Below are 21,698 nucleotides of genomic sequence, written 5' to 3' on the forward strand. Positions count from 1 at the left end.
CATGCGCCTTCCCGCCCCGCTCCTGCTCTGCGCCCTGGCCTTGCCCCCTCTGGCCGCCCAGGCCCCGGAGGATGCCCGCTTCAAGCGCCTGGAGTCCCGCGTGAGCGGCCTCCACTGGGAGCTGGACTCCCTCCGCAAGGCGGCGGACGATCAGCTCTGGTTCCAGCGGCTCTCGGACGTGGCCGTGGTGGACAAGGTCACCTACACGGGCCCCCCGAACCCCCGGGGCGAGGAGACCTACGGCATCAAGAACGCGCGCCACCCCCTCAAGATCCAGCAGTACGTCTTCGTGCCCCGCCAGGCGGAAAAGGGCCGGAAGCTGCCCCTCATCGTGCTGCCCCACGGCGGCGTCCACGCGGATTTCGGCACCTACCACGCCCACATCGTCCGGGAGATGGTGACGCGCGGCTACATCGTGGTGGCCCCCGACTATCGGGGCTCCACGGGCTACGGGAAGGGCCTCTATGACGCCATCGACTACGGCGGCCTGGAGGTGGACGACGTGGTGGCGGGCCGGGACTGGGCCGTGGAGCACCTGCCGGTGGATCCGAAGCGCTGCGCCATGGTGGGCTGGAGCCACGGCGGCCTCATCTCCCTCATGGCCGTCTTCGACCACCCGGAGAAGTTCGCCGCGTGCTACGCGGGCGTGCCCGTCTCGGACCTGCTGATGCGGGTGGGCTACGCCGGCGAGGAATACCGGGACGACGCCGTGGTCCGCACCATGTTCGCCGGCAAGACCCCCAGCGAGGATGTGGAGATGGTGCGGCGCCGCAGCCCCGTGTGGAACGTGCAGAAGCTCCGCACCCCCCTGCTCATCCACAGCACCACCAACGACCGCGACGTGAACGTGGTGGAGGTCGAGACCCTCATCAACGCCCTCAAGGCCGCCGGCAAGACCTTCGAGCACAAGATCTACCAGGACGCCCCCGGCGGCCACAGCTTCAACCGCATCGACACCACGGTGGCCCAGGAGTCGCGGAAGGAGATCTATGCCTTCCTGGAGAAGCATCTGAAATAGCGTTATCGGCTGTCAGCTATCAGCTGTCGGCTCTCGGCTAAAGCAGGAAACGAAGAAGCCCGGCTCTGCCGGGCTTCTTCGTGGGGGCCCGGGGATGTTCACGCCAGCGCGACCTTAGATCCTCGGTGGCGGCCGAAAGAGAAAGCCCGGCTTCGCCGGGCTTTCTCGCGGGGGCTTGGGGGTGTGCGCGAAGCGCGTAACCCCCAAACAGCATTAGGCATGCTGTTTCAGCTTGTCCTTGCCGCCGAACCACTGGTCCCAGTACACCACCACGGGGCTCGCGATGTAGATGGACGAGTAGGTGCCGGTGATGACGCCGATGACCAGTGGGAAGGCCAGGTCCTTGAGGGCCGGGCCGCCGAAGAGCCAGAGGCAGACGCTGACGAACAGCACGGACATGGAGGTGAGGATCGTCCGGCCCAGCGTCTGGTTGATGGAGTCGTTCACCAGCTTGGTCACTGTGGCTCGGCGGTACTCCGGCCGGTGGCTGTTCTCGCGGATGCGGTCGAACACCACGATGGTGTCGGCCATGGAGTAGCCCATCAATGTGAGGAAGCTGGCCACCACGGGCACGTTGAACTCGTAGCCGAAGGCGGCGAAGAGGGCCAGGGCCATGAGCATGTCGTGGACCAGGGATACGATGCCGCCCACGGCGTAGCTGGCCGTGAACCGGAACATCACGTAGACGAGGATGGCGCCCAGGGCCCAGGCCACGGCGGTGAGGGTTTTGCGGGTCCACTCACCGGAGATGCTGGGGGAGAAGCTCTCGTCCTTGAGGATGCCCACGGATCCGAGCCGGTAGCTCTTCTGGACCGTGTCCTTCACGGCCTGGGGCAGGTCCTGGGGCAGCTCGGCGAAGGTCTGGTAGAGGCCCGAGGGCAGGCGGTCGCGGCCGGCGATGATCTTCTCCGCGAAGGGGGTATAGGCGGCGGCCAGGGCCATCTCGTCACCGCCGATCCCCGCGGGGTTGGCCTTCACCAGCGTATCCGTCAGCGTCTTGGAGCCCTCGAGGTTCAGGGCCGGAAGCGGGCTTCCGGCGGCGGCCTCGGGGTCCATCTGCTTGAAGATGGCGCGGAGGGCGTTGGCCTGGATGGTGCTGTCCTTCTGGTCCGCGTCCTTGCGGGCCTTCACCTTCACGGAGAAGTCGCGGACCGTCTTGTCGGCGTTCTCGTAGGCCACCACGGTGGCGTCCGAGTAGCCGTTCTTCGCCAGGACGGCCCGGATGGACTCGGGCTCCATGGCGCCGCGGAACCGCACGGTCATGTCGTTGCCGCCCACGAACTGCATGCCGAGGTGGATGCGGTTGTTGTGGGTGAGGTTCCAGGGGCGGACGTACAGCAGGGAGATCACGATGATGCCCCAGCTGATGGCGATGGCCGTGCCCTTGTACTTCATGAAGTCGTAGGCCGAGCCCTTGAAGAAGGTGTGGGTGCCCACGGAGAGGGTCTTGGTGCCTGGGTGCTGCTCCAGGATCCAGTCGTAGATGTAGCGGCTGATGTAGATGCTGGTGAACAGCGAGGCTACGACGCCCACGGTGAGGGTGACGGCGAAGCCCTTGACGGGGCCGGTGCCGAAGATGAAGAGCAGCAGGGCCGAGAAGAGCTGGGTGACGTGGCTGTCCACGATGGTCCAGAACACGCGGTCGAAGCCCGCGTCGATGGCGCCGGCCACGCTCTTGCCCAGGCCCAGTTCCTCCTTGATGCGCTCGAAGATGAGGATGTTGGCGTCCACCGCCATGCCCAGGGTGAGCACGAAGCCCGCGATGCCCGGCAGGGTGAGCGTGGCGCGGAAGGAACCCAGCAGGCCCATCATCACGATTACGTTCACGGTGAGGGCCACGATCGCGTTGACGCCGGACCAGTGGTAGAAGATGACCATGAAGCCGATGATGGCGGCGAAGCCGATGACGGCCGCCCGCACGCCGGCGTGGATGGAGTCGCGGCCCAGGCCGGGGCCCACGACGCGCTCTTCCAGGAACTTCATGGGGGCGCGGAGGGCGCCGCTGCGGAGCTGGCTGGCGAGGTCATCGGCCTCCTGGGCGGTGAAGCTGCCACTGATGCGCACCGCGCCACCGATGATCTTCTCCTTGGCGCTCAGCTCGGTGACGATCTTGCGGTCGAGCACGATGGCGATGAGGCGGTTCTCCTCGGAGGCGATGCCCGTGAGGCGGGCGAAGTCGTCATCCCCCTTCTTGTTGAGGGTGAAGTTGACCTCGTTGGCCTCGGTCTGGGAGTTGGAGGCCCGGTGCGAGTCGATGATGTCGGCGCCATCCACGGCCACGCGGCTTTCCAGCAGGACCCACCGGCTGATCTTCTCCTCGCCGGGCTTGGCCTTCACCACGGGCTGGCCGGCGCGGCGGGCCTGCCGGTCGCTCTCGATCTCGGGCAGCAGCTCGAACTCGGGGGGAATGGTTCCCTTGAAGAAGGCCAGGGCCTCTTCCTTGGAGTTGAAGTAGATCTGGGGGGCCTTGGCCAGCAGGCGCTGCTCCAGGTGGCCCGGCGTGGCCAGCAGCTTCTTGATGCGCTCGCGGTCGCCCTCCTCGATGCCGGGGATCTCCACCACGATGCGGTTGCCCTCGGCGCCGCTGGCGGTAATCTCGGGCTCGAGCACGTTGGCGGGGTCGATGTCGCGGATGCGCTTCTCGATGACCTCCAGGGCCCGCTTGTTGGCGTCGTCCTTCAGCTGCTTCTGGTAGCTGCCCTTCTGCCGGAGCAGGAAGGCGTCCCCTTCCGCGGCCAGGTCGTACCCCGAGAAGAAGTCCTTGGCGACCTTCTCCACGGTGGCCTTCTGGTCGGCGCCCACACCGGTCACCCGGAGGGCGTCGCCGTCCGCCAGCACCACGGCGCCCGGCAGGCCCTTCTCCTTGAGGCGGGAGGCGAGGCGGTCCTTGCTGTCGCGCAGGTCGGCCGCGAGAGCCTCCTGGCCCTGGACCTCCAACTCGAAGTGGACGCCGCCCCGGAGGTCGAGGCCCAGTTTCACCTTCGACAGGGGCGTGAAGAAGTAACCGCAGCCGAACAGCACGGCGAGGACGATGGCGAGGCGCCAGAGGCTCCGTTTGGTCACGGGGCGCTCCTAACAGAAAGCGGGCCGGCGGGGAGGCCGGCCCGGAAGGTCATGGGGTCAGTTCTGCTGCTCGGGTTCGGAGGCCAGGGAGGCCACGGCGGCACGCCGGGCCTTCACCAGGGAACCGCCCAGCTTGATCCAGATGTGCTTGTCCTCGACGCGGTCGATGGTGGCATAGAGGCCGGAGGTCAGCACGACTTCGTCGCCGGCCTTCAGCTTCGAGAGGCGGGCCTCCATCTCCTTGCGGGCCTTGCTCTGGGGCCGGATGAGGAGGAAGTAGAACATCAGGGCCATGCCGCCGATGAACACGAACTGGATCCAGGCCGGGCCGCCGCCGGCCGCGGGCTGCTGAAGAAGGGCGTACATCATCTAGGGCTCCTCGGTCTGCCATCGGGCGCGCACGGACTGGGCGAATGCCGGAAAGCGGTTTTCCAGCAGGGCCTGCCGCGCGGCGCGGGTGAGCCCCACAGTGTAGCTCAGGTTGTGGATCGTGTTCAGCGTGAAGCCCAGCAGCTCGCCGCAGCGGAAGAGGTGGTGGAGGTAGGCCCGGCTGAAGGTCCGGCAGGTGTAGCAGCCGCAATCCGGATCCAGGGGCTGGTCGGCCTCCCGGTGCCGGGCGTTCTTGAGGTTGAGCTTCCCGCGGCTGGTGAGGATCCGGCCGTGGCGCGCCTCGCGGCTGGGCAGCACGCAGTCGAAGAGGTCCACCCCCTGCTCGATGCCGAAGAGGAGATCCTCGGGCGTCCCCACCCCCATGAGGTAGCGGGGCCGGTCCGCGGGCAGCTCCTTCACGAACTCCACCAGCACCGCGTTCATCTCGGGCTTGGGCTCGCCCACGCTGAGGCCGCCCACGGCGAAGCCCTGGAAGGGGGTTTTGGCGTCCTGCTCCATGGCCTCCTCCAGATGGCGGCGTCGCAGGTCCAGGTGGGTGCCTCCCTGGTTGATGGCGAACAGGCCCTGGTGGGGCTGGAGGGGGACGGCCCGGCTCCGGGCCAGCCAGCGGGTGGTGCGGGCCATGCTGGCCTCCAGCTTGGCGCGCTCGATCCGGCCCGGCGGGCACTCGTCCAGGGCCATGCAGATGTCCGAGCCCAGGTTCCGCTGGATCTCAAGGCTGCGCTCCGGCGAGAGGAACTGGGGGCTGCCGTCCAGATGGCTCTGGAAGGTCACCCCCTCCTCCGTCATCTTCCGGAGCGAGGCCAGGGAGAAGACCTGGAAGCCTCCGGAATCCGTGAGAATGGGGCCGTTCCAGCCCATGAAGCGGTGCAGCCCCCCGTGCTGGGCCACCAGGGCATCGCCCGGACGGAGCCCCAAGTGGTATGTGTTCCCCAGGATCACCTGGGGCCCGATCTCGGCCAGCTGGGCAGGGGTGACCCCCTTCACCGTTCCCTGAGTCCCCACGGGCATGAACACCGGTGTGGCAACCTCACCATGCGAGGTATGAAATCGCCCCGCGCGGGCGGGCCCGGGGGGGGCTCCGGACTCCTGGATGAATGAAAAATATGGGGTTGTGATTTTCAGCATGGGGAAGTCAGGCCTTCTTAACAAAAATTAACAATGCCACCCTTTTGAAACGCAGATGGGTGTTGCCAAACCCACCAAAAAATCGCCGAATGCCCTGTTCATGGGGGGTTGCGCCCGTTATTCCAGCTTGACCAGCCGCCGACCCTTTGCCATCTTAGCCGTTGGGCTTGCCCCGGTTCTTTATCCCCATCTCCGTAGCCGGACCGATGTTCCCGTCGGTTCGGCTCGCTGTTTTTTCCCCTGGATCTTTCACGGGAGTCGCATGAGCAAAGATCCCAAGAAGTCAACCCCCGCCAAAACAGCCGCACCAGCTGAGTCCCTGGAGGACGCAGTCTACAAGTCGTCGCTCTCGGCCGGGAACAACGCCATCCGGCGAGGCAACCCCAAGGTCACCATCCCCACCACCGTGGCGATGTACGCCTTGTTCGCGCTTGTGGCCTTCCAGTTGGCCAAGCACACGGAGACGGGCCAGAAGGTGCTGAAGACCATGGCCATCGACCTCGCCGAGCAGGCTGAGGCCGCGCCGCCGCCGCCTCCTCCCCCGCCTCCGCCGCCGCCGCCGCCGCCGCCGCCCATGGCCGCCGTGTCGACGAGCAAGGCGGATACGACTCCCATCGACCCGCGCCAGGAAGTGGTGCCTGAGACGGTTCCCAAGGAACTGCCCAAGCAGGACCACTCTCTGGGTGGCGTCCCCGGCGGCGTCCCCGGCGGTGTTCCCGGCGGCGTCATCGGCGGCGTGGTCGGCGGTGTGGTCGGCGGCGTCGTCGGCGGCACCGGCAAGGTGGTGGACTTCGACTTCAGCCAGATCAAGGTGAAGTACCAGCCCCCCGCCCCGCCCTACCCGCCCCTCGCCAAGATCGCCAAGATCCAGGGCACGGTGGTCGTGGAGATCGTGGTCGGACCCGACGGCATCCCCACCTCGGCCGTCGCGAAGGAAGGCCCCCCCCAGCTCCGGCCCACGGCCGAAGCCTACGCCATGCAGTGGAAGTTCGAGCCCGCCCTCCTGAACGGCGCCCCCCAGTACGCGCGATTCAAGCTCACGATGCCGTTCCGGCTCCGGTAGCCCGCGCCCTTCCTACGTCCAACCCTCTCTATCCCATTCCATAAGGAAACCTCATGAACCTGCTTGCCACCCCCCTGATGCTCGGTCTTGCCGAAGGCGGCCACGACAGCTTCTCCGCGGCCGAGATCTGGCGCGCGGCGTCCATCGCCAACAAGTTCATCATCGTCATCCTCTTCGTCCTGCTGGCCTACCAGATCTACGTGGCCGTCGAGCGCTTCGTCACCTACGCGCAGAGCAACCAGGCCTCCGACAAGTTCCTCAAGCTCTTCATGGACACCCTCCGCCGCGGTGACTTCGAGGCCGCCAAGCGCGCCGCCACCACCCACAACAAGAGCCACATCGCCCTGGTGCTGAAGCACGGCCTGGACATCTTCCAGTACGAGAAGCAGCTCAAGACCATGAACCCCAACCACGACGCCATCCAGCCCGTGGAGCGCGCCATCCAGCGCGGCACCGCCGAGGTCGTCGAGCTCCTCAAGAAGGGCATGAGCGGCCTGGCCACCATCGGCGCCCTCGCCCCCTTCATCGGCCTGCTCGGCACCGTGATCGGCATCATCAAGGTCTTCTCCGACCTGAAGACCAAGGGCGCCGGCGACATCAACGCCCTGGCCGGCTCCATCGGTGAGGCCCTCGCCACCACCGCCCTCGGCCTGATCGTCGCCATCCCCGCCGTGTGGATCTACAACCTGCTGACCAACAAGCAGGATGTGGTCGTCACCAACATCAACAACGCGGCCTCCCAGATGATCGACGAGTTCATCCGCCGCGAGAGCCAGAGCTAAGATCGCCACCCCCGCCCGGGAGCGCGAGCTCCCGGGCGATTTTTCTAAGGAGAACACACCATGGATGCAGGTGGTTCCAAGGGTGGAATGAAGTCCGACATCAACGTCACGCCGCTGGTGGACATCGTTCTCGTGCTGCTGATCATCTTCATCGTGATCACGCCGGCGGTGAACAACGCCGTGAAGTTGCCGTTGGCCAAGCATGCCCCGAAGGTGGAGCAGCAGCAGGATGCCGGCCAGAAGTACCTGACCCTCATGCTGACCTCCAAGCGCAACGACAAGTACGAAGTGATCGGCCCCGGCGCCGTGCTCATCGACGACAAGGACGCGAAGGACGAGCGGTTCTTCATCAACGACGAAGCCCAGCGCCAGAAGCTCGAGGACTACATCAACCGCAACGTCTCGATGCTGAACGACAAGCGGGTGTTCGTGAAGGCTGATGCCGACCTGCCCTTCAAGTACATCAACGAACTGTTCCAGTCCTGCCGGAAGGGTGGCGCCGACGAGGCCTCCATCGTCACCAGCGAGGACAAGGACAAGAAGGAAGGGGGCAACTGATGGATGCCGGCGCGCCCAAGGGCAAAGCGAAATCCGATATCAACGTCACCCCGCTGATCGACATCGTGCTGGTGCTCCTGATCGTGTTCATCGTGATGGTGCCTGGCCTCAGCAAGGCCATGAAGGTGGTGGTGCCCCAGGTCGTCCAGACCGCCACCCCTCCCAAGCCCGATCCGAACAACATCCTGATCCAGGTGGACCAGGACGGCACGATGACCCTCCAGCAGGACAAGATCGACGCCCAGGGCATCAAGGACAAGCTGCCCGACGCCGTGATGCTGCAGCCCCTCAACTACCGGAAGGTCTTCCTGAAGGTGGACGAGGACGTGAAGTTCCAGGCCATGGTGGATGTGCTCGACGCCATCCGCGTCGCCTCGGAAACCGCCAAGAAGAAGTCCCTTGATCAGCTCGACAAGTTCCAGGGCCAGGATGGCGGCGACGTGAAGGTGGCTGTCTCCCTCAAGAAGCGCATCGTGGCCGCGCCCGTCAGCTAGGCGCCCCGCGATCCCCGAAAAGGGCCCTCCGGGGCCCTTTTTCATGCCTTGCGGTGCCCCAGCACGGTGCCGTAGGCCACCCCCGCCACGGTGATGAGGACGCCCGCGAGCCCCGCCCCGGTAGCACGCTCCCCCAGCAGGGGCACGGCCAGGATGTACTGGACCACGGGCAGCAGCTGGAGCCAGACCGCCGCCTCGGACACCGACAGGGCCCCGTAGGCCTCGGACATCAGGATCTGGCCCCCATAGGCCAGCAGGCTCATGAGGACCGCCAGCCCCCAGGGCGCCAGGCCCCCGTGGAGAAGGCTGGGCCAGGGCGACAGGGCGAAGGGCAGCACCACCGGCAGCCCGGCCAGGCAGAAGTAGAAGAAGATGGTGGCGGCGTTCTCCGTGTGGCGCGCGGCCCGGATGGCGTTGGCGCTGGTGGCCGCGAAGACCGCCGCCGCCAGCGCCGCCAGCTCGCCCCGGCCCAGGCCGAAGCCCAGGTGGCCCTGGCTGAGCACCAGCACCACCCCCAGGGAGGCCGCCAGAATCGCCAGCCAGAGGTGGATGGTGGGGCGTTCCTTGAAGAGCGCCAGCGACATCACCACGGCGATCACCGGGAAGACGTTGTAGAGGATGCCCGCCTCGCCCGCCGGGATGTGGGCCAGAGCGTAGAAGTAGAGCACCACCACCGCCCCTCCCGACAGCCCCCGGCTCACCAGCAGCCGGTAGTTGCTGGGCCGGTAGAGCCCCGGGATCAGGCCGAAGACCGCCAGGCTGACCAGCGCCCCCACCACGAAGCGCAGTACCGCCAGATGGCCTGCCGTGAAGCCCATGCCCGGCAGCGTGAGCTTCCGCGCCAGGATGGCCATGAGGCCGAAGCAGAGGGCGGAGCCTGCAAGCTCCGCCCGGGCCGCCATGCGGCGGCGGGAGTGGGCAATTGAATTTGGCATACCTTGATTCTTCCATGCCAGGGGCCTCCGGGCTTCGCCTGGAGGTATCCACGACCGCGCAGCGGCCGTGGCAGAGGCAAGCTCAAGGGTTGTACGCCCCCTGCGGCAGGTTCAACCCGGCGGTGTGGAAGGCCGAAGCCAGGGCCCCACCCCGGAAGGCGCCGCGGTCCGCGGCCTCCAGGTGGTCCAGCAGGTGGGAGAGGTTGGCGCCGCTGGGCACGGTGGGCACGCCCAGATCCGCCGCCAGTCCGGGCAGGGTGAGATCGTCCAGGAAGGTGCCTTCCTCGCGCACCACCTGTCCCCGCAGGGTGTACTGATCCGTGGGGCCCGTATGGGTGCGAAGGCTGGCTGAGGGCACCACCACCGCGTCCACCCAGTCCGCCCGGCCACCCTTCTGGTCCCGGTCGGCGTGGGCGGCATACTTCAGGTCCTCCCCGCAGAGCAGGCCCGCCACCGTCACGCTGTCGCCGAAGCTGAAGTTGCGGGCCGGCACCACGCGCAGGTGGCTCCCCACTTGGCGGTTAAGCTCAGCCGCTACGCGGCTGAGTACCGGCGCGAAACTCGCGCCGGTCAAGAGGAGGACTCGACGCCCCATGAATCCCCTGGCCCGTGGAGACTTGATGAAGCGCCGGCTGTGCTCCAGGAAGCGGCGCACCAGGCCCACGCCGTTCTCCAGCTGGGCCCAGGACCGCGAGTAGAAGGCCCGTCCCGGCACCTCGACCCCGGCCCGGGTGAACCACTCGTCCGCCAGCAGCAGCCAGGGCTCGCCGTCATTGGCCTTGGCGTACTTCCGGACCTCCGGCGTCCAGCGGGCCACCCAGTCCCGGGCGAAGGCCGAGTCCACGTCCGCCACCGCGGGCAGGTTCTCCCGGTGGCCGGTGAGGCCCACGGGCACACAGGACAGGCTCAGGACGCCGCCCCGGCCCGCCTTCCGGCGCGCCCAGAGGTCGTCCACCGTCTGCTGCCAGATGGCTCCGTCGTTGAGGCCGGGCGCCACCACCGCCTGGGTGTGGACGTCGATGCCCCCCTCCAGCAGCCGATCGACCTTGCGGAGGATGTGCCCTTCGCGGGGATTGCCCACCACCTTCACCCGGGCCACGGGGTCCGTGGCGTGGACGGAGACATGGATGGGGCTGAGTCGTTCCCGCACGATGCGGTCCAGCTCCGCGTCATCGCTGCTGGAAAGGGTCGTGAAGTGGCCGTAGAGGAAGGAGAGGCGCACGTCCTCGTCCTTGAGGTAGAGCGACTTGCGGAAGCCCTTGGGCATCTGGTGCACGAAGCAGAACACGCAGTTCTGCTTGCAGACCTTCACCTCGTCCTGGGCCAGATCCACGCCCAGGCCCTCGCCGCCGTTCTCCACGGAGGCCTCGAAGGCGCTGCCGTCCGGACGCAGGATGCGAAGGCCGGTCTCGTCCCGCTGGGTCACCAGGAACTGGTAGTTCAGCTGGTCCAGGACCGGCTCGCCGTTGATGGCCAGGAGGGTGTCGCCGGGGCGGATCCCGGCCTCCTCCGCCAGGCTGCCGGGCTCCACCGCGATGATCTGTACGCCCTTCTGTGCCACTGCCCGCTCCTTACTCCGGAATTCCTGCGGAATTCCGGAGTAAGGATTGTCTCATCCCATAGGCTTTATGGCTTTTCCTATTCTCCGGCCCGCCAGGGCCGGAGCCCCTGGGGATCAGGCTGTGGTCTTCGATGCTTTCCGGGCCTCCACCACCTTGTCGGCGTCGCGGCCCACCAGCTCCTGGAGGTGGTGGAAGGACCAGGTGAAGGAGCCGACCCCCATCGTGAGGCTGCGCAGTTCGACGATGACGTCGCTCATCTCGGCCTGGGGGATGTAGGCGGAGACCACATCCCAGCCCTTCCAGCCGGGCTTGGCGTCGAAACCGAGCACCTGCCCCCCCCGGCGGCCCGTCACCAGGCGCTGGGCCTTGGGCGTGTACTCGCTGGGGACGCTGATGTGCACCTCGGAGATGGGCTCGAGCAGCACGGGGTGGCAGACCGGCGCCGCCTCGGTCATGCCGATGCGGGCAGCGGTCTTGAAGGCCATGTCGGAGCTGTCCACGGTGTGGTAGCTGCCATCCACCAGGGCCACGTGGATGTCCACCACGGGGAAGCCCAGGGGGCCGCGCTTCATCCAGTCCACCACGCCGTGCTCGATGGCGCCGAAGAAGTTCTTGGGCACCACGCCGCCGACGATGCGCTCCTCGAACTGGAAGCCCGTGCCGCGCGGCAGGGGCTTGACCTCGAACCACACGTCCCCGAACTGGCCGTGGCCGCCGGTCTGGTGCTTGTGCCGGCCATGGACCTTCGCGGCCTTCGTGAAGGTCTCGCGGTAGGGGACCATGGGCGGGTTGGCCTGCACGTCGAGGCCGAAGCGGCTCTTGAGCCGATCCAGGGCGCACTTGAGGTGGACCTCGCCCTGGCCCCAGAGGATGCGCTCCTGGGTCTCGGCGTTCTGTTCGACCTGGAGGGAGGCGTCCTCTTCGCACAGCTTCTGGAGGGCCAGGGAAAGCTTCACGTCATCGCCGGCCTTGGTGGTGTGGAGGCTGAGGGCCAGCATGGGCTGGAGGGGCTCAGGCCAGGCCAGCTTCAGCCGGGCGGCGGGCGTAAGGCCTTCGCTGGTCTTCACCTCGTCCATGCGGCCCAGGGCCACCACCTCGCCGGCGGAGGCCTTCTGCTGCTTGATCTGCTGGGAGCCGAAGAGCCGGTTGATGCCACTCACCCGGTTGCCCGCCAGCATGGCGCCGTCCGCCACCTCGCCCCGCCACACGCGGGAGATGCTCAGCTTACCCACGTGCTGGGCATGGACGCTCTTGAACACCTGCACCAGCGTGTCCTTGCCCTCGGGGATGCCCAGGCGGGCGGCGGTGGCGTCCACCCGCGGCGCCTCGTCGCAGAGGGCCTGGAAGAGGCGGCGCACGCCGTTGTCCTTCTCGGCGGAACCGAAGTAGACCGGCACCAGCAGGTCGTCGCACACATCCTTGGCCAGGTCTCCGGAGACCTCCTCCAGGGAGGGCACCACGTCGCCCAGCAGCTCCTCCATGAGGTGGTCGTCGAAGTCCGCGAGCTTCTCCAGCATCGCCTGGCGGGCCTCGTGCTCCTCGGGCAGCACGGACTCGGGCAGCTGCTTCAGGTCGGCGTCGTCGCCCGCCTGGTACTTGTAGGCGTGCTCGCTGATGAGGTCCACATAGCCCGTGACCTGGTCACCCTCCTTGATGGGGATCTCCACCAGGACCAGGGGGCGCTCGGAGATCTGCTGGAGGGCGTTGAGCACGTCCTTCAGCTTGCCTGCGCTGCCGGCGGCCTCCAGCTTGTTGATGAACATCACGTGGGGGATCTTGTGGTCGTCGAGGAACTTCAGGGCCGGGGCGGCCATGAGGGCCCTCGCGGGGTCAGGGTCGCAGACCACCACGGCGATGTCGGCGGCCATCACGGCGTGGACCGTCTCCTGCCGGAACTCGACGGAGCCGGGGCAGTCGATGAGGGTCCAGGCCTCACCCTGGTAGGTGCAGGACGCGATGCTGGCCTCGACGCTCATCTGCCGGGCCTTGGCTTCCAGGGAGGCGTCGCCGACGGTGTTCCCCTCCTTGACGGAGCCCTTGCGCGGCAGGGCGCCCGCCGCGAAGAGGAGGCTCTCCATCAAGGAGGTCTTTCCGGAGAGGTAGGGGCCCACGATGGCCGCTACGCGTGGAGTTGACTGAGAATTTCCGCTCACAGCGCCTCCTGATTGTCTGGTTCCGATGTGGACCGCCCCAAGTGTTCCGACCTGCCCTACACCTGGCAACCCAAAAAAAAGCCGCCCGGGAAAAGGCGGCTTAAGTCACAACATGGCGGGAGTTCCGTTCAGTTCCGGAGGGGCTTGCCCGTTTTCAGGATGGCGTCCATTCGGGCCTGGGTCTTCTCATAGCTGCAGAGGCGGGCGAAGGCCTGCCGCTCCAGCTCCAGGATCCGCTCCTCGGTGATCTCCTGGACGAGGCTCACGTCGCCGCCGCAGAGGATGTTCGCCAGCTCGCCCATGATGACGGCATCGTGCTCGCTGGCCAGCCCCTGGAGCTGGAAGTCCTTCACGGCCATCTTGAGGGCCTCGCTGCCGCCCCGGCCCGGCAGGCGCAGGGTGCGCTCCTTCACAGGCTGGAAGTCGGCGGCCATCTTCAGGACCTCCTGCTTGGCCTCGTTCAGCAGGAAGGCCTTGTTCATGACGCGGCGGTCCGTGCGGCGCAGGTAGCCGTTGCGCTGGGCCTCGTCGAAGCTGGTGTTCACGTTCGCGGTGCCGATGAACTGGAAGGCGGCCTTGACCTTGGGCATGGGGCCCAGCTGGTTCTTGGCGGCCAGGGCGTCCTCCATGCGCAGCAGCATCTGGAGGCAGCCGCCGCCCGCGGGGATGACGCCCACGCCCACTTCCACCAGGCCGATGTAGAGCTCGGCGTGGCCCACGGCCCGCTGGCAGGCCATGGTCATCTCGCAGCCGCCGCCCAGGGCCAGGTTGAAGGGGGCCGCCACCGTCGGGAACGGCGCGTAGGTGAGCATGCGGCCGGCGTACTGGAGGCGCCGCGCCACTTCCTCGATCTGGTCGAACTGCTTGTCCTTGGCGGCGTTCAGCACCATCACCAGGTTGGCGCCGGCGCTGAAGTGCTGGCCCTGGTTGCCCACCACCAGGCCCTTGAAGCGGCCCGGCACATGCTTCTGGATGGTGTCCTCCATGAGCATGATGATGCCGTCGTCGAGGGCGTTCATCTTGCTGTGGAAGCTCAGGCAGGCCACGTCGTCGCCCAGGTCGAAGAGCTGGCAGCTGCCGTTCTCGGCGACGACCTTCCCGCGGCCCTCCTCGCGCTTGAGGATGATCACGCGCTTGTCCTCGAGGATCGCGTCGTGGGCCAGGGTCTTCGGGTTGAGCTGCGCCACGGGGACGCCGTGCTCCCAGCGGTAGAAGCTGGTGACACCCTTGGCGAGCATCTGCTCGACCAGTGGCGGCACCGGCAGTTCCTCGAACTTCATGCGGGCCACGACCCGCTCGACGCCCAGGGTGTCCCAGGTCTCGAAGGGCCCCAGTTCGAAGGCGAAGCCATTCTTGATGGCGCGGTCCACATTCAGCGGCCCGTCCGTCACCTCGCCCAGCCGGTTCACGGCGTAGGTGAGATTCGGCGCGATGCAGCGCCAGGCCAGGCGGCCGGCCTCGGTGTCGCTGGTGAGCAGCGTCTTCACCTTCTCGGCGGCGTCGTCGATGCCCTTCAGCTCCTTGAGGATGGGCCAGTCGCGCTTCACCTGGGGCACGTACTCGCGGGTGGCGGGATCCAGGGCCAGGAAGGTCTTCTTGCCCTTGGCGTCCTTGGGGCCCTTCTTGAAGAAGCCCTGCTTCGTCTTGTTGCCCAGGAGCTTGTTGTCCAGCATGTACTGGAGGAAGTCCGGGAACTTGAAGACGTCGCGCACCTCGTCGTTGGGGCAGAGGTCGTAGACGTTCTTGGCGGTGGCCGCGAGGATGTCCACGCCGGCCAGATCCGCGGTGCGGAAGGCCGCGCTCTTGGCCCGGGCCGCGGCGTCGCCCAGCACCGAGTCCAGCACCTCGAAGGGGATCTTCTCCTTCAGGGCCAGCTGCAGGGTGGCCATGATGCTGTGGATGCCGATGCGGTTGCCGATGAAGGTGGGGCTGTCGTAGGCGGGCACCACTTCCTTGCCCAGGGCCTCCTCCAGCCAGGTGCGGAAGGCCTGGGCCTCCTTCTCGTCGACCTCGGGCCCCTTCACGAACTCCAGCAGGCGCAGGTAGCGCACCGGATTGAAGAAGTGGGTGATGACGAAGTGTTTGCGGAAGGCATCGCCACGGCCTTCGACCAGCAGCTTGAGGGGGATGCCGGAGGTGTTCGAACTGACCCAGGCGCCGGGCTTCAGGTGAGCCTCGAGCCGGCCGTACAACTCGCGCTTGATGGCCAGGTCCTCCTTCACCACCTCCACCACCCAGTCGCAGTCCGCCAGGCGGTCCAGGTGATCGCGCAGGTTGCCCGGCCGGATCTTCTTGAGGTACGAGGCGTGCATGGCGAGGGCCGGCTTGGACTTCGCCAGGCCCGCCAGGGCGCCTTCCGCCAGCTTGTCCGGCGCCGCCTCGTCGATGACGATGTCCAGCAGCTCCACCTGGCAGCCCGCCGACGCGACGTGCGCCGCGATGCCCGAGCCCATCACGCCCGAGCCGAGCACTCCGATCTTCTTGATAGTCATGTCCAACCTCCTGATGTCGATTCGCGTGGTTGGATCAGATCTTCTCGATGATGGACGCGATGCCCTGCCCGCCGCCGATGCACATGGTGGCGATGCCGTATTTGCCGCCGTCGGTCTCGAGGCGGTTCAGCAGGGTCGTCAGGATGCGCGCGCCGCTGGCGCCGAGGGGGTGGCCCACGGCGATGGCGCCGCCCCAGGCGTTCACCTTGGCCATGTCGTAGCCTCCCTCGCGGATGACCGCGAGGCTCTGGGCTGCGAAGGCCTCATTGAGCTCCATGGCGTCGATCTGGTCGAGCTTGAGGCCGAAGCGGTCCAGCACCTTCTTCACGGCGGGCACGGGGCCGATGCCCATGCGGTCCGGCTCCACGCCGGCCACGGCCCCGCCGATGATGCGGGCGCGGGCCTTGAGGCCCAGGGACTTGGCCAGGCCCTCTTCCATCACCAGCAGGAAGGCGGCGCCGTCCGTGACTGGCGAGCTGTTGCCGGCGGTCACGTTCCCGTCAGCCAGGAAGGCGGGCTTCAGCTCGCCCAGCTTCTCGACGCTGGTGTCGGCGCGCACGCACTCGTCCTGCTTGAGGGTGACGGGCTTGCCGTCCAGGCCCTTGGTCTCGAAGCGGACGATCTCCTTCTCGAACTTGCCGGCCTTCCAGGCGGCCGCGGCCTTCTGGTGGCTCTGGAAGGAGAACTCGTCCTGCTCCTTGCGGGTGATCTTGTACTCCTTGGCCAGGTTCTCGGCCGTGATGCCCATGGAGCAGTAGGCCTCGGGATAGTGCTCGGTGATGTAGGGATCCACGCTGGGGTTGAAGCCCATCATGGGTACCTTGGACATGCTCTCCACGCCGCCGGTGAGGAAGAGGTCGCCCTGGTTCGCCGCGATGGCCCGGGCAGCCATGAGCATGGTCTCCTGGCTGCTGCCGCAGAACCGGTTGACGGTGGCGGCGCCCGCGGTGATGGGCAGGCCCGCGCGGAAGCTGATGAGGCGGGCCATGTTCATGCCCTGCTCGCCCTCGGGCATGGCGCAGCCCACCAGGACGTCCTCCAGCCCCGACCAGTCCTTCAGCTGGGGCTTGATGGCCTCGATGACCACCGCGCCCAGCTGCTCCGGGCGGGTGGCGGCGTAGGCGCCTTTGACGCCCCGGCCGATGGGCGTGCGCTTGGCTTCGACGATGACTGCGGATCGCATGGGTCCTCCATGGGAAGTGACTGGGATCGGGGTTTGGAGGAGCCTAGCACCGGCCACAGAGCCCGTAAGCACTTACCGTGGGTCATGACGACCTACCAGGGGTCAATGCGGCATTCCGGTGGCGCCTCGATCCAGGCAAGATGGGAGGAGTCCCAGGATCCCCCATGGCCCAGACCGCCCATTCCCTCGAACCCCTGCTCGCCGAATGCCGCAAGGTGATCGTGGGCCAGCCCCAGCTGCTGAACCGCCTGCTGGTGGCCCTGCTCTGCCGCGGCCACGTGCTGCTGGAGGGTCTGCCGGGCCTGGCCAAGACGCGCACCATCAAGACCCTGGCCTCCGCCAGCCACACCAGCTTCCACCGCATCCAGTTCACGCCGGACCTGCTGCCCAGCGACGTGGTGGGCACCCTGGTCTTCGATCCCAAGCAGCTCACCTTCACGCCCAAGCGCGGGCCCATCTTCGCCAACCTGGTGCTGGCCGACGAGATCAACCGCGCGCCTTCCAAGGTGCAGGCGGCCCTGCTGGAGGCCATGGAGGAGCGCCAGGTGACACTGGGCGAGGACAGCTTCCGCCTGCCGGATCCCTTCCTCGTGCTGGCCACCCAGAACCCGCTGGAGCAGGAGGGCACCTTCCCCCTGCCTGAGGCCCAGATGGACCGGTTCCTCTTCAAGCTCCGGGTGGACTACCCCAGGGCCGAGGATGAGGTGGAAGTCCTCCGTCGCGCCCACCTCAACGGCGACGAGGTGAATCCCGTGGTGGACGGCCCCACCCTGCTGGCCGCGGGCCGGGAGGCCCAGAAGGTGCGCCTGGACGACGCCATCCGCACCTACATCGTGAAGCTGGTGCAGGCCACCCGGCCCGGCCACGGCAAGCCCTGGAAGGGCAAGGAGCTGCTCCGCTGCGGCGCCAGCCCCCGGGCCTCGCTGTCCCTCCAGGCCTCCACACGGGCCCTGGCCTACCTCCAGGGCCGCGACCACGTGCTGCCCCAGGACGTGGTGGACCTCGCCCCGGACGTGCTGCGCCACCGCCTGCTGCTCACCTTCGAGAGCGAGGCCGACGGCGCCACCACGGATCAGGTCATCGCCCAGCTGCTCCAGGCCGTGCCGCGGCCCTGAGCCGATCGGCCGCCCACGCCACCCAGTGAGATCCCCCATGACCGCTTCGCCCCGCCCCCGGATCACCGGCATCACCGTGAACCTCCTCATGCCCGACGGCACCACGCGGGTCCACACCATCGATCCGAAGATCTGCGACGCGCTCGTGTGGAGCGACCGGGCCGTGGAGGTCTTCGGCAAGTTCTACGACAAGGGCGGCCCGGCCGAGGGCAAGCAGATGAGCCGGGAGGATTTCCTCCATCACTTCCCGCACGGCGGACCGATCATCGGCGACCAGCCGCACCTCCCCATGACCCCGGCCGTGGTGAACCAGATCTGGAACCACCCCAAAGCGGACGGGACCACGCCGGCCTACCTTTCGAAGAGCCTCATGAATCCCGTGAACGGCTAGTAGTCCCGCCAGCCCGGGTACAGGGCCCTGCCCCTGGCCCGGATCTGCGCAGCGCTTGCCTGGTCGCCGCAGGCCTCGCGGAACTGGGCCAGGGCCAGCCAGAACCCCGGATCCACGGGCTTCAGCCTGACCAGGGACCGGGCCAGGTCCTCCCCTGATTCCCGCAGGCGCGGGGGCTGGGGCCGGTGCCCTGTGCGCAGCAGGAGCGCCAGGTAGCGGAGCCGGATGGCGCCCGGTTCGACGGGATCTTCCGCGCTGCCGCCCTGCTTGACCGGCAGCTGGCCGGCCTCGTCCAGGTAGCCACCGGGATCCCGGCCCTGCGCCTGCGCCTGCGTGGCGGCGGCCAGGAGCGCCTCCATGAGGTAGGGTGTCAGGGTCGCCAGGGGGACCCGGGCCTTCCGGGCGCGGTGGAAGGCCGTGCGCGCCAGGTCCACCACACCCTCGGGATCCCGTCCATCCCGCGCCAGGGCCTTGGCCTGGACCGCCCGGGCGATGAGGATGCCCCGATGGAACCCCACGTGGCCGGGCTGGGTCTTCAGGGCCGCCTCGTAGGCCCGGACCGCCTCCTCCGCGTCGGCGGCGGGATCCCCCCCGGAAGCCAGGCTGGCCTTCGCCATGGCCTGGGCCACGCCCCCCAGGCTCGACTGGTAGTACGCATCCTCAGGGTGCGCCTCCGCCGTGGCCCGGGCCTGCTGCAGGTACGGCGCCACCGCGTCGCGGCGGTAGAGGCCCTTCAGGCGGGTGTGGTCGATCCAGGCGAGCAGGGCGGAATTGCGGATGTTCATCAGGACGATGTGCCCTGGATCGAGCTGCAGGCCCCGATCAGCCGCAGTCATGGCCTCCTTCAGGCGCTGGGAGGGATCCGCCCCCGCGCTCAACAGGCGGAACCCCTCCGTGCGCAGGACGGAGGCCCGGGCCGTGAAGGCCTCGACTTCATCGGGGTCCCGCCGCAGGGCCTCCGCCGCGTCCGTTCCGGCCTGGGCCAGCCAGGCCCCCGGGTCGCTCTCCCGATAGGCCAGGTACCGGGCCATCTCCCCCCGTGCCCGCGCCCGCCAGGCCAGGGGCTCGGCAGCAGAGGGCTCCAGCTGGGTCCAGCGGTCCGCCACGGCCACCTGGGCCAGGACGGGCCCCCGGGGGTCCGCCCCCGATTGCCAGCCCAGCGCCACGGCCTCCTGCCAGCGCCGGAGGTCCAGGCGGAGGAGGTCCACATCGCAGGGGGCCCGGAGCTCGGCCTCGGCCAGGGCCCGTCCCGCCGCCGCCAGGGCGGGCCTGGTGATCTGTTCCTCCTGCGCGAGGTGGGCCTGGGCGAGCCAGGCCTCCGCCTCCAGCCGCAGAGCCTCGTAGAACCAGGGAGCCTGGGCCTGGGCCTCCCGCGCCAGCTGCACCGCCTCCTGCGGGCGCCCTTCCATCAGCGTGAGCAGCCCCGCGCGGAAAGGCGGAGGCTCCAGGCTGGCCTGGGCGCCCCGCCGCAGCCAGTCGGCGGCGGGAATCCGCAGCGCCTGCTTCAGTTCCTCCAGCCGCCGCTGCCTCAGGTCCGGGTCGGGCAGCGCGTAGGCCTTCCCCTGTTCGATCTGGTAGATCGCAGCCAGGGCCCGCCCCTGGGCATGGGCCGCCTCAGGGGTCCGGAAGCCCAGGGCCCAGGCCCGTTCCAGCTGGGTCCGGGCACCGGAGGGATCGTCCAGGGCGAGCCGTGCCCGCCCCAGCGCATAGGCGCCGGGCGCCTCCGCCAGCGGCCCCGCGGCCCGGACCTCCTGGGACAGGGCCTCGACACGGGCCCTGAGATCCGCCTGGTCGCGGGTCAGATCCCGCGCCGGCTGGATCCGCAGGTAGCGGGCCAGGGCCTCGATGCGCTCGGCGGCCTGACCGAACTGCTGGGCGTGGGCGGCCCGGGTCTGGGCGCGCAGCCGCTCCCGCACGGCCAGCCCGCCGAAGACCGCAATGGACAGGCAGACCGCGGCGGAGGCCGCCACGAGGGCCTTGCGCTTCCGCGCCCAGTGGACCATCCGTTCCACGGACGTGGCTGCGCGGGCCTGGATGGGTTCGCCGTCGAGGATGCGCTGGAGGTCCTCCCCCAGCGCCCGGGCGGTGGCGTACCGGCGGCGCGGGTCCTTCTGGAGGCAGGTGAGCACCACCGTGTCGAGGTCCGGCGGAATGGTGGGCACGTGCCTCCGGACCGGCACCGGGTCGTCCTTCACGATGCGCGCCATGCAGTCGAGTCCTTCCCCCCCGAAGGGCGGGTACCCGGTCAACAGCTCGTAGAGGGTGGCGCCCAGGGAATAGACATCCGACCGACGGTCCAGCAGGCCCGCCATCCCCCGCGCCTGCTCGGGAGACATGTAGCTGACGGTGCCCATCACCTGCCCAGTCTCCGTTAACCGGCCGCCCTCCAGGCCCCGGGCCAGCCCGAAATCAAGCACGCAGGCCCGGGTGGGCCCGTCCTCGAGCCGCTCCATCATGAGGTTGGCGGGGTTCAGGTCGCGATGGATGAGGCCCACGCGATGGGCCGCGTGGACGCCTTCGCAGACCTCCGTCATGAGCCGCAGGAGCGCCTCCAGCGACAGCGTGGACGCGGCCTTCAGGAGCGTCTCCCCGTTGATGAACTGCATGACGATGTAGGGCTGGCCGCGCCACTCGCCCACTTCGTGCACGCGGCAGACGTTGGGGTGGTCGATGCGGGCCTGGAGCTGGGCCTCCTGGACGAACCGCTGCAGGAGTGCGGGATCGTCCCGCCGGAGGAACTTGAGGGCCACCACGCGCCGGAGACGGGAGTCCGTGGCTCGGAAGACCCGGCCCATGCCCCCTTCGCCGAGCAGCTCCAGAGCCTCGAACCGCCCCCACCGCTCGAGGGTCCGGGCCCTGAAGATCCCGCTCTGCCGGAGCCCGGCCGGGGGGACGGACGCCTCCGGACCTGGCGTCGGGGGCCCCGTCCCGGGGCCTTCCCCCGTGGCCGGGCCATCGGGCAACCCGGGTCTCTGGGCGGTGATCTCCATGGACCAGTGGTCCGCCTCCGCGGCCTCCAGGTCAGCCAGTTCCTGCTCCAGCATGCGGCGATCGGCCTCGCCCAGGCGTCCGGAGGCCACCAGGTCGTCCAGCTGGCCGCTGATGTCGCCGGGCTCGAGGAACCCGCGGGCCACGGCCAAGGCCAGCACCCGCTCCTCAGCGGTCGCCATGGCTGCCGTTCCGCACGATTCCGCTCCTCGATGAACCGATCATGGTGCCCCCATTGCGGCCGCAGGTGAAGCGCTTCCCGTGTTGACCGGGGCCCGGCCCGGGGTCAGACTGGCCATGGCCCTGGCGCCGGAAAGGAGGTTCGATGGGACGACAAGCCGACCTCGCCGAGCCTCCGTCGTGGTACGCCGCCCGCTGAGGCG

General features: G+C 68.4%; 16 protein-coding genes. 7 read left to right on the forward strand and 9 right to left on the reverse strand.

All coding sequences use genetic code 11. The features are described 5' to 3' along the window. Position 1 precedes the first annotated feature (1 nt). Entirely contained in the window at positions 2-1,018 is a 1,017-nt protein-coding gene (locus G398_RS16130) for an alpha/beta hydrolase family protein (protein ID WP_043483583.1), read from the forward strand. A 213-nt stretch (positions 1,019-1,231) separates the two neighbouring features. Here the strand turns inward: G398_RS16130 and G398_RS0103990 are convergent, their stop codons facing one another. The 3 genes from G398_RS0103990 to tgt are packed head-to-tail and all read right to left on the reverse strand — an operon-like array spanning position 1,232 to position 5,599. Next, positions 1,232-4,081 carry a protein translocase subunit SecDF gene (locus G398_RS0103990; RefSeq protein ID WP_026852628.1) on the reverse strand — a complete coding sequence of 950 codons (2,850 nt, stop codon included), beginning with the start codon at positions 4,079-4,081 and terminating at the stop codon, positions 1,232-1,234. Between the two features lie 57 nt (positions 4,082-4,138). After that, the gene (gene yajC, locus G398_RS0103995; protein ID WP_052571386.1) at positions 4,139-4,450 is read right to left on the reverse strand and encodes a preprotein translocase subunit YajC; all 312 of its coding nucleotides are present in this window, start codon (positions 4,448-4,450) and stop codon (positions 4,139-4,141) included. Beyond that, a complete protein-coding gene (gene tgt, locus G398_RS0104000; protein ID WP_052571388.1) occupies positions 4,451-5,599 on the reverse strand; it encodes a tRNA guanosine(34) transglycosylase Tgt in 1,149 nt (382 codons plus the stop codon). It lies immediately after the preceding gene. Between the two features lie 262 nt (positions 5,600-5,861). Between tgt and G398_RS19275 the strand changes: the two genes are divergently transcribed. The 4 genes from G398_RS19275 to G398_RS19285 all read left to right on the forward strand — a co-directional run bounded on the left by G398_RS19275 (position 5,862) and on the right by G398_RS19285 (position 8,496). Then, positions 5,862-6,662, forward strand: coding sequence for an energy transducer TonB (locus G398_RS19275; RefSeq protein WP_052571390.1), 801 nt, complete (start codon positions 5,862-5,864; stop codon positions 6,660-6,662). 53 nt (positions 6,663-6,715) lie between these two features. Then, positions 6,716-7,444, forward strand: a complete 729-nt coding sequence (locus G398_RS16140) for a MotA/TolQ/ExbB proton channel family protein (RefSeq protein ID WP_052571392.1) — start codon at positions 6,716-6,718, stop codon at positions 7,442-7,444. An 87-nt stretch (positions 7,445-7,531) separates the two neighbouring features. Beyond that, positions 7,532-8,002, forward strand: a complete 471-nt coding sequence (locus tag G398_RS19280; RefSeq protein ID WP_052571393.1) for an ExbD/TolR family protein — start codon at positions 7,532-7,534, stop codon at positions 8,000-8,002. After that, entirely contained in the window at positions 8,002-8,496 is a 495-nt protein-coding gene (locus G398_RS19285) for an ExbD/TolR family protein (RefSeq protein ID WP_052571396.1), read from the forward strand. The genes G398_RS19280 and G398_RS19285 overlap by 1 nt, the downstream gene beginning before the upstream one ends. Before the next feature lie 41 nt (positions 8,497-8,537). Here G398_RS19285 and G398_RS16155 read toward each other — a convergent pair whose 3' ends face one another. The 5 genes from G398_RS16155 to G398_RS0104045 all read right to left on the reverse strand — a co-directional run bounded on the left by G398_RS16155 (position 8,538) and on the right by G398_RS0104045 (position 16,821). Continuing rightward, positions 8,538-9,431, reverse strand: a complete 894-nt coding sequence (locus G398_RS16155; protein WP_052571398.1) for a DMT family transporter — start codon at positions 9,429-9,431, stop codon at positions 8,538-8,540. Positions 9,432-9,513: 82 nt separating this feature from the next. Further along, the gene (locus G398_RS16160; RefSeq protein WP_052571400.1) at positions 9,514-10,992 is read right to left on the reverse strand and encodes a DUF512 domain-containing protein; all 1,479 of its coding nucleotides are present in this window, start codon (positions 10,990-10,992) and stop codon (positions 9,514-9,516) included. Positions 10,993-11,106: 114 nt separating this feature from the next. Next, on the reverse strand, positions 11,107-13,146 hold the full coding sequence (locus G398_RS0104035; RefSeq protein ID WP_026852631.1) for an elongation factor G: 2,040 nt from the start codon (positions 13,144-13,146) through the stop codon (positions 11,107-11,109). 128 nt (positions 13,147-13,274) lie between these two features. After that, entirely contained in the window at positions 13,275-15,638 is a 2,364-nt protein-coding gene (locus G398_RS0104040) for a 3-hydroxyacyl-CoA dehydrogenase/enoyl-CoA hydratase family protein (protein ID WP_043483490.1), read from the reverse strand. A 34-nt stretch (positions 15,639-15,672) separates the two neighbouring features. Beyond that, complete coding sequence (locus G398_RS0104045) at positions 15,673-16,821, reverse strand: thiolase family protein (protein ID WP_026852633.1); 1,149 nt, start codon at positions 16,819-16,821, stop codon at positions 15,673-15,675. A gap of 164 nt (positions 16,822-16,985) precedes the next feature. Between G398_RS0104045 and G398_RS0104050 the strand changes: the two genes are divergently transcribed. Together G398_RS0104050 and G398_RS0104055 are read left to right on the forward strand one after the other, a co-directional pair. Continuing rightward, positions 16,986-17,936: an AAA family ATPase gene (locus tag G398_RS0104050; RefSeq protein ID WP_084511966.1), complete on the forward strand. Its 951-nt coding sequence runs from the start codon at positions 16,986-16,988 to the stop codon at positions 17,934-17,936. A 37-nt stretch (positions 17,937-17,973) separates the two neighbouring features. After that, positions 17,974-18,327, forward strand: a complete 354-nt coding sequence (locus G398_RS0104055) for a hypothetical protein (RefSeq protein ID WP_026852635.1) — start codon at positions 17,974-17,976, stop codon at positions 18,325-18,327. Here the strand turns inward: G398_RS0104055 and G398_RS16165 are convergent. Further along, the gene (locus G398_RS16165; RefSeq protein ID WP_043483493.1) at positions 18,324-21,497 is read right to left on the reverse strand and encodes a serine/threonine-protein kinase; all 3,174 of its coding nucleotides are present in this window, start codon (positions 21,495-21,497) and stop codon (positions 18,324-18,326) included. The genes G398_RS0104055 and G398_RS16165 overlap by 4 nt on opposite strands. Positions 21,498-21,698 lie beyond the last annotated feature (201 nt).

Source organism: Geothrix fermentans DSM 14018 (genome assembly GCF_000428885.1).
In the GTDB taxonomy this organism is placed as follows: domain Bacteria; phylum Acidobacteriota; class Holophagae; order Holophagales; family Holophagaceae; genus Geothrix; species Geothrix fermentans.

Bases quoted from the DNA above. Each gene is read 5' to 3' on its own strand.
- G398_RS16130 (WP_043483583.1), top strand. From the start codon at position 2: ATGCGCCTTCCCGCCCCGCTCCTGCTCTGCGCCCTGGCCTTGCCCCCT.
- yajC (WP_052571386.1), bottom strand. From the start codon at position 4,450: ATGATGTACGCCCTTCTTCAGCAGCCCGCGGCCGGCGGCGGCCCGGCC.
- tgt (WP_052571388.1), bottom strand. From the start codon at position 5,599: ATGCTGAAAATCACAACCCCATATTTTTCATTCATCCAGGAGTCCGGA.
- G398_RS19275 (WP_052571390.1), top strand. From the start codon at position 5,862: ATGAGCAAAGATCCCAAGAAGTCAACCCCCGCCAAAACAGCCGCACCA.
- G398_RS16140 (WP_052571392.1), top strand. From the start codon at position 6,716: ATGAACCTGCTTGCCACCCCCCTGATGCTCGGTCTTGCCGAAGGCGGC.
- G398_RS19280 (WP_052571393.1), top strand. From the start codon at position 7,532: ATGAAGTCCGACATCAACGTCACGCCGCTGGTGGACATCGTTCTCGTG.
- G398_RS19285 (WP_052571396.1), top strand. From the start codon at position 8,002: ATGGATGCCGGCGCGCCCAAGGGCAAAGCGAAATCCGATATCAACGTC.
- G398_RS16155 (WP_052571398.1), bottom strand. From the start codon at position 9,431: ATGCCAAATTCAATTGCCCACTCCCGCCGCCGCATGGCGGCCCGGGCG.
- G398_RS0104040 (WP_043483490.1), bottom strand. From the start codon at position 15,638: ATGACTATCAAGAAGATCGGAGTGCTCGGCTCGGGCGTGATGGGCTCG.
- G398_RS0104045 (WP_026852633.1), bottom strand. From the start codon at position 16,821: ATGCGATCCGCAGTCATCGTCGAAGCCAAGCGCACGCCCATCGGCCGG.
- G398_RS0104050 (WP_084511966.1), top strand. From the start codon at position 16,986: ATGGCCCAGACCGCCCATTCCCTCGAACCCCTGCTCGCCGAATGCCGC.
- G398_RS0104055 (WP_026852635.1), top strand. From the start codon at position 17,974: ATGACCGCTTCGCCCCGCCCCCGGATCACCGGCATCACCGTGAACCTC.
- G398_RS16165 (WP_043483493.1), bottom strand. From the start codon at position 21,497: ATGGCGACCGCTGAGGAGCGGGTGCTGGCCTTGGCCGTGGCCCGCGGG.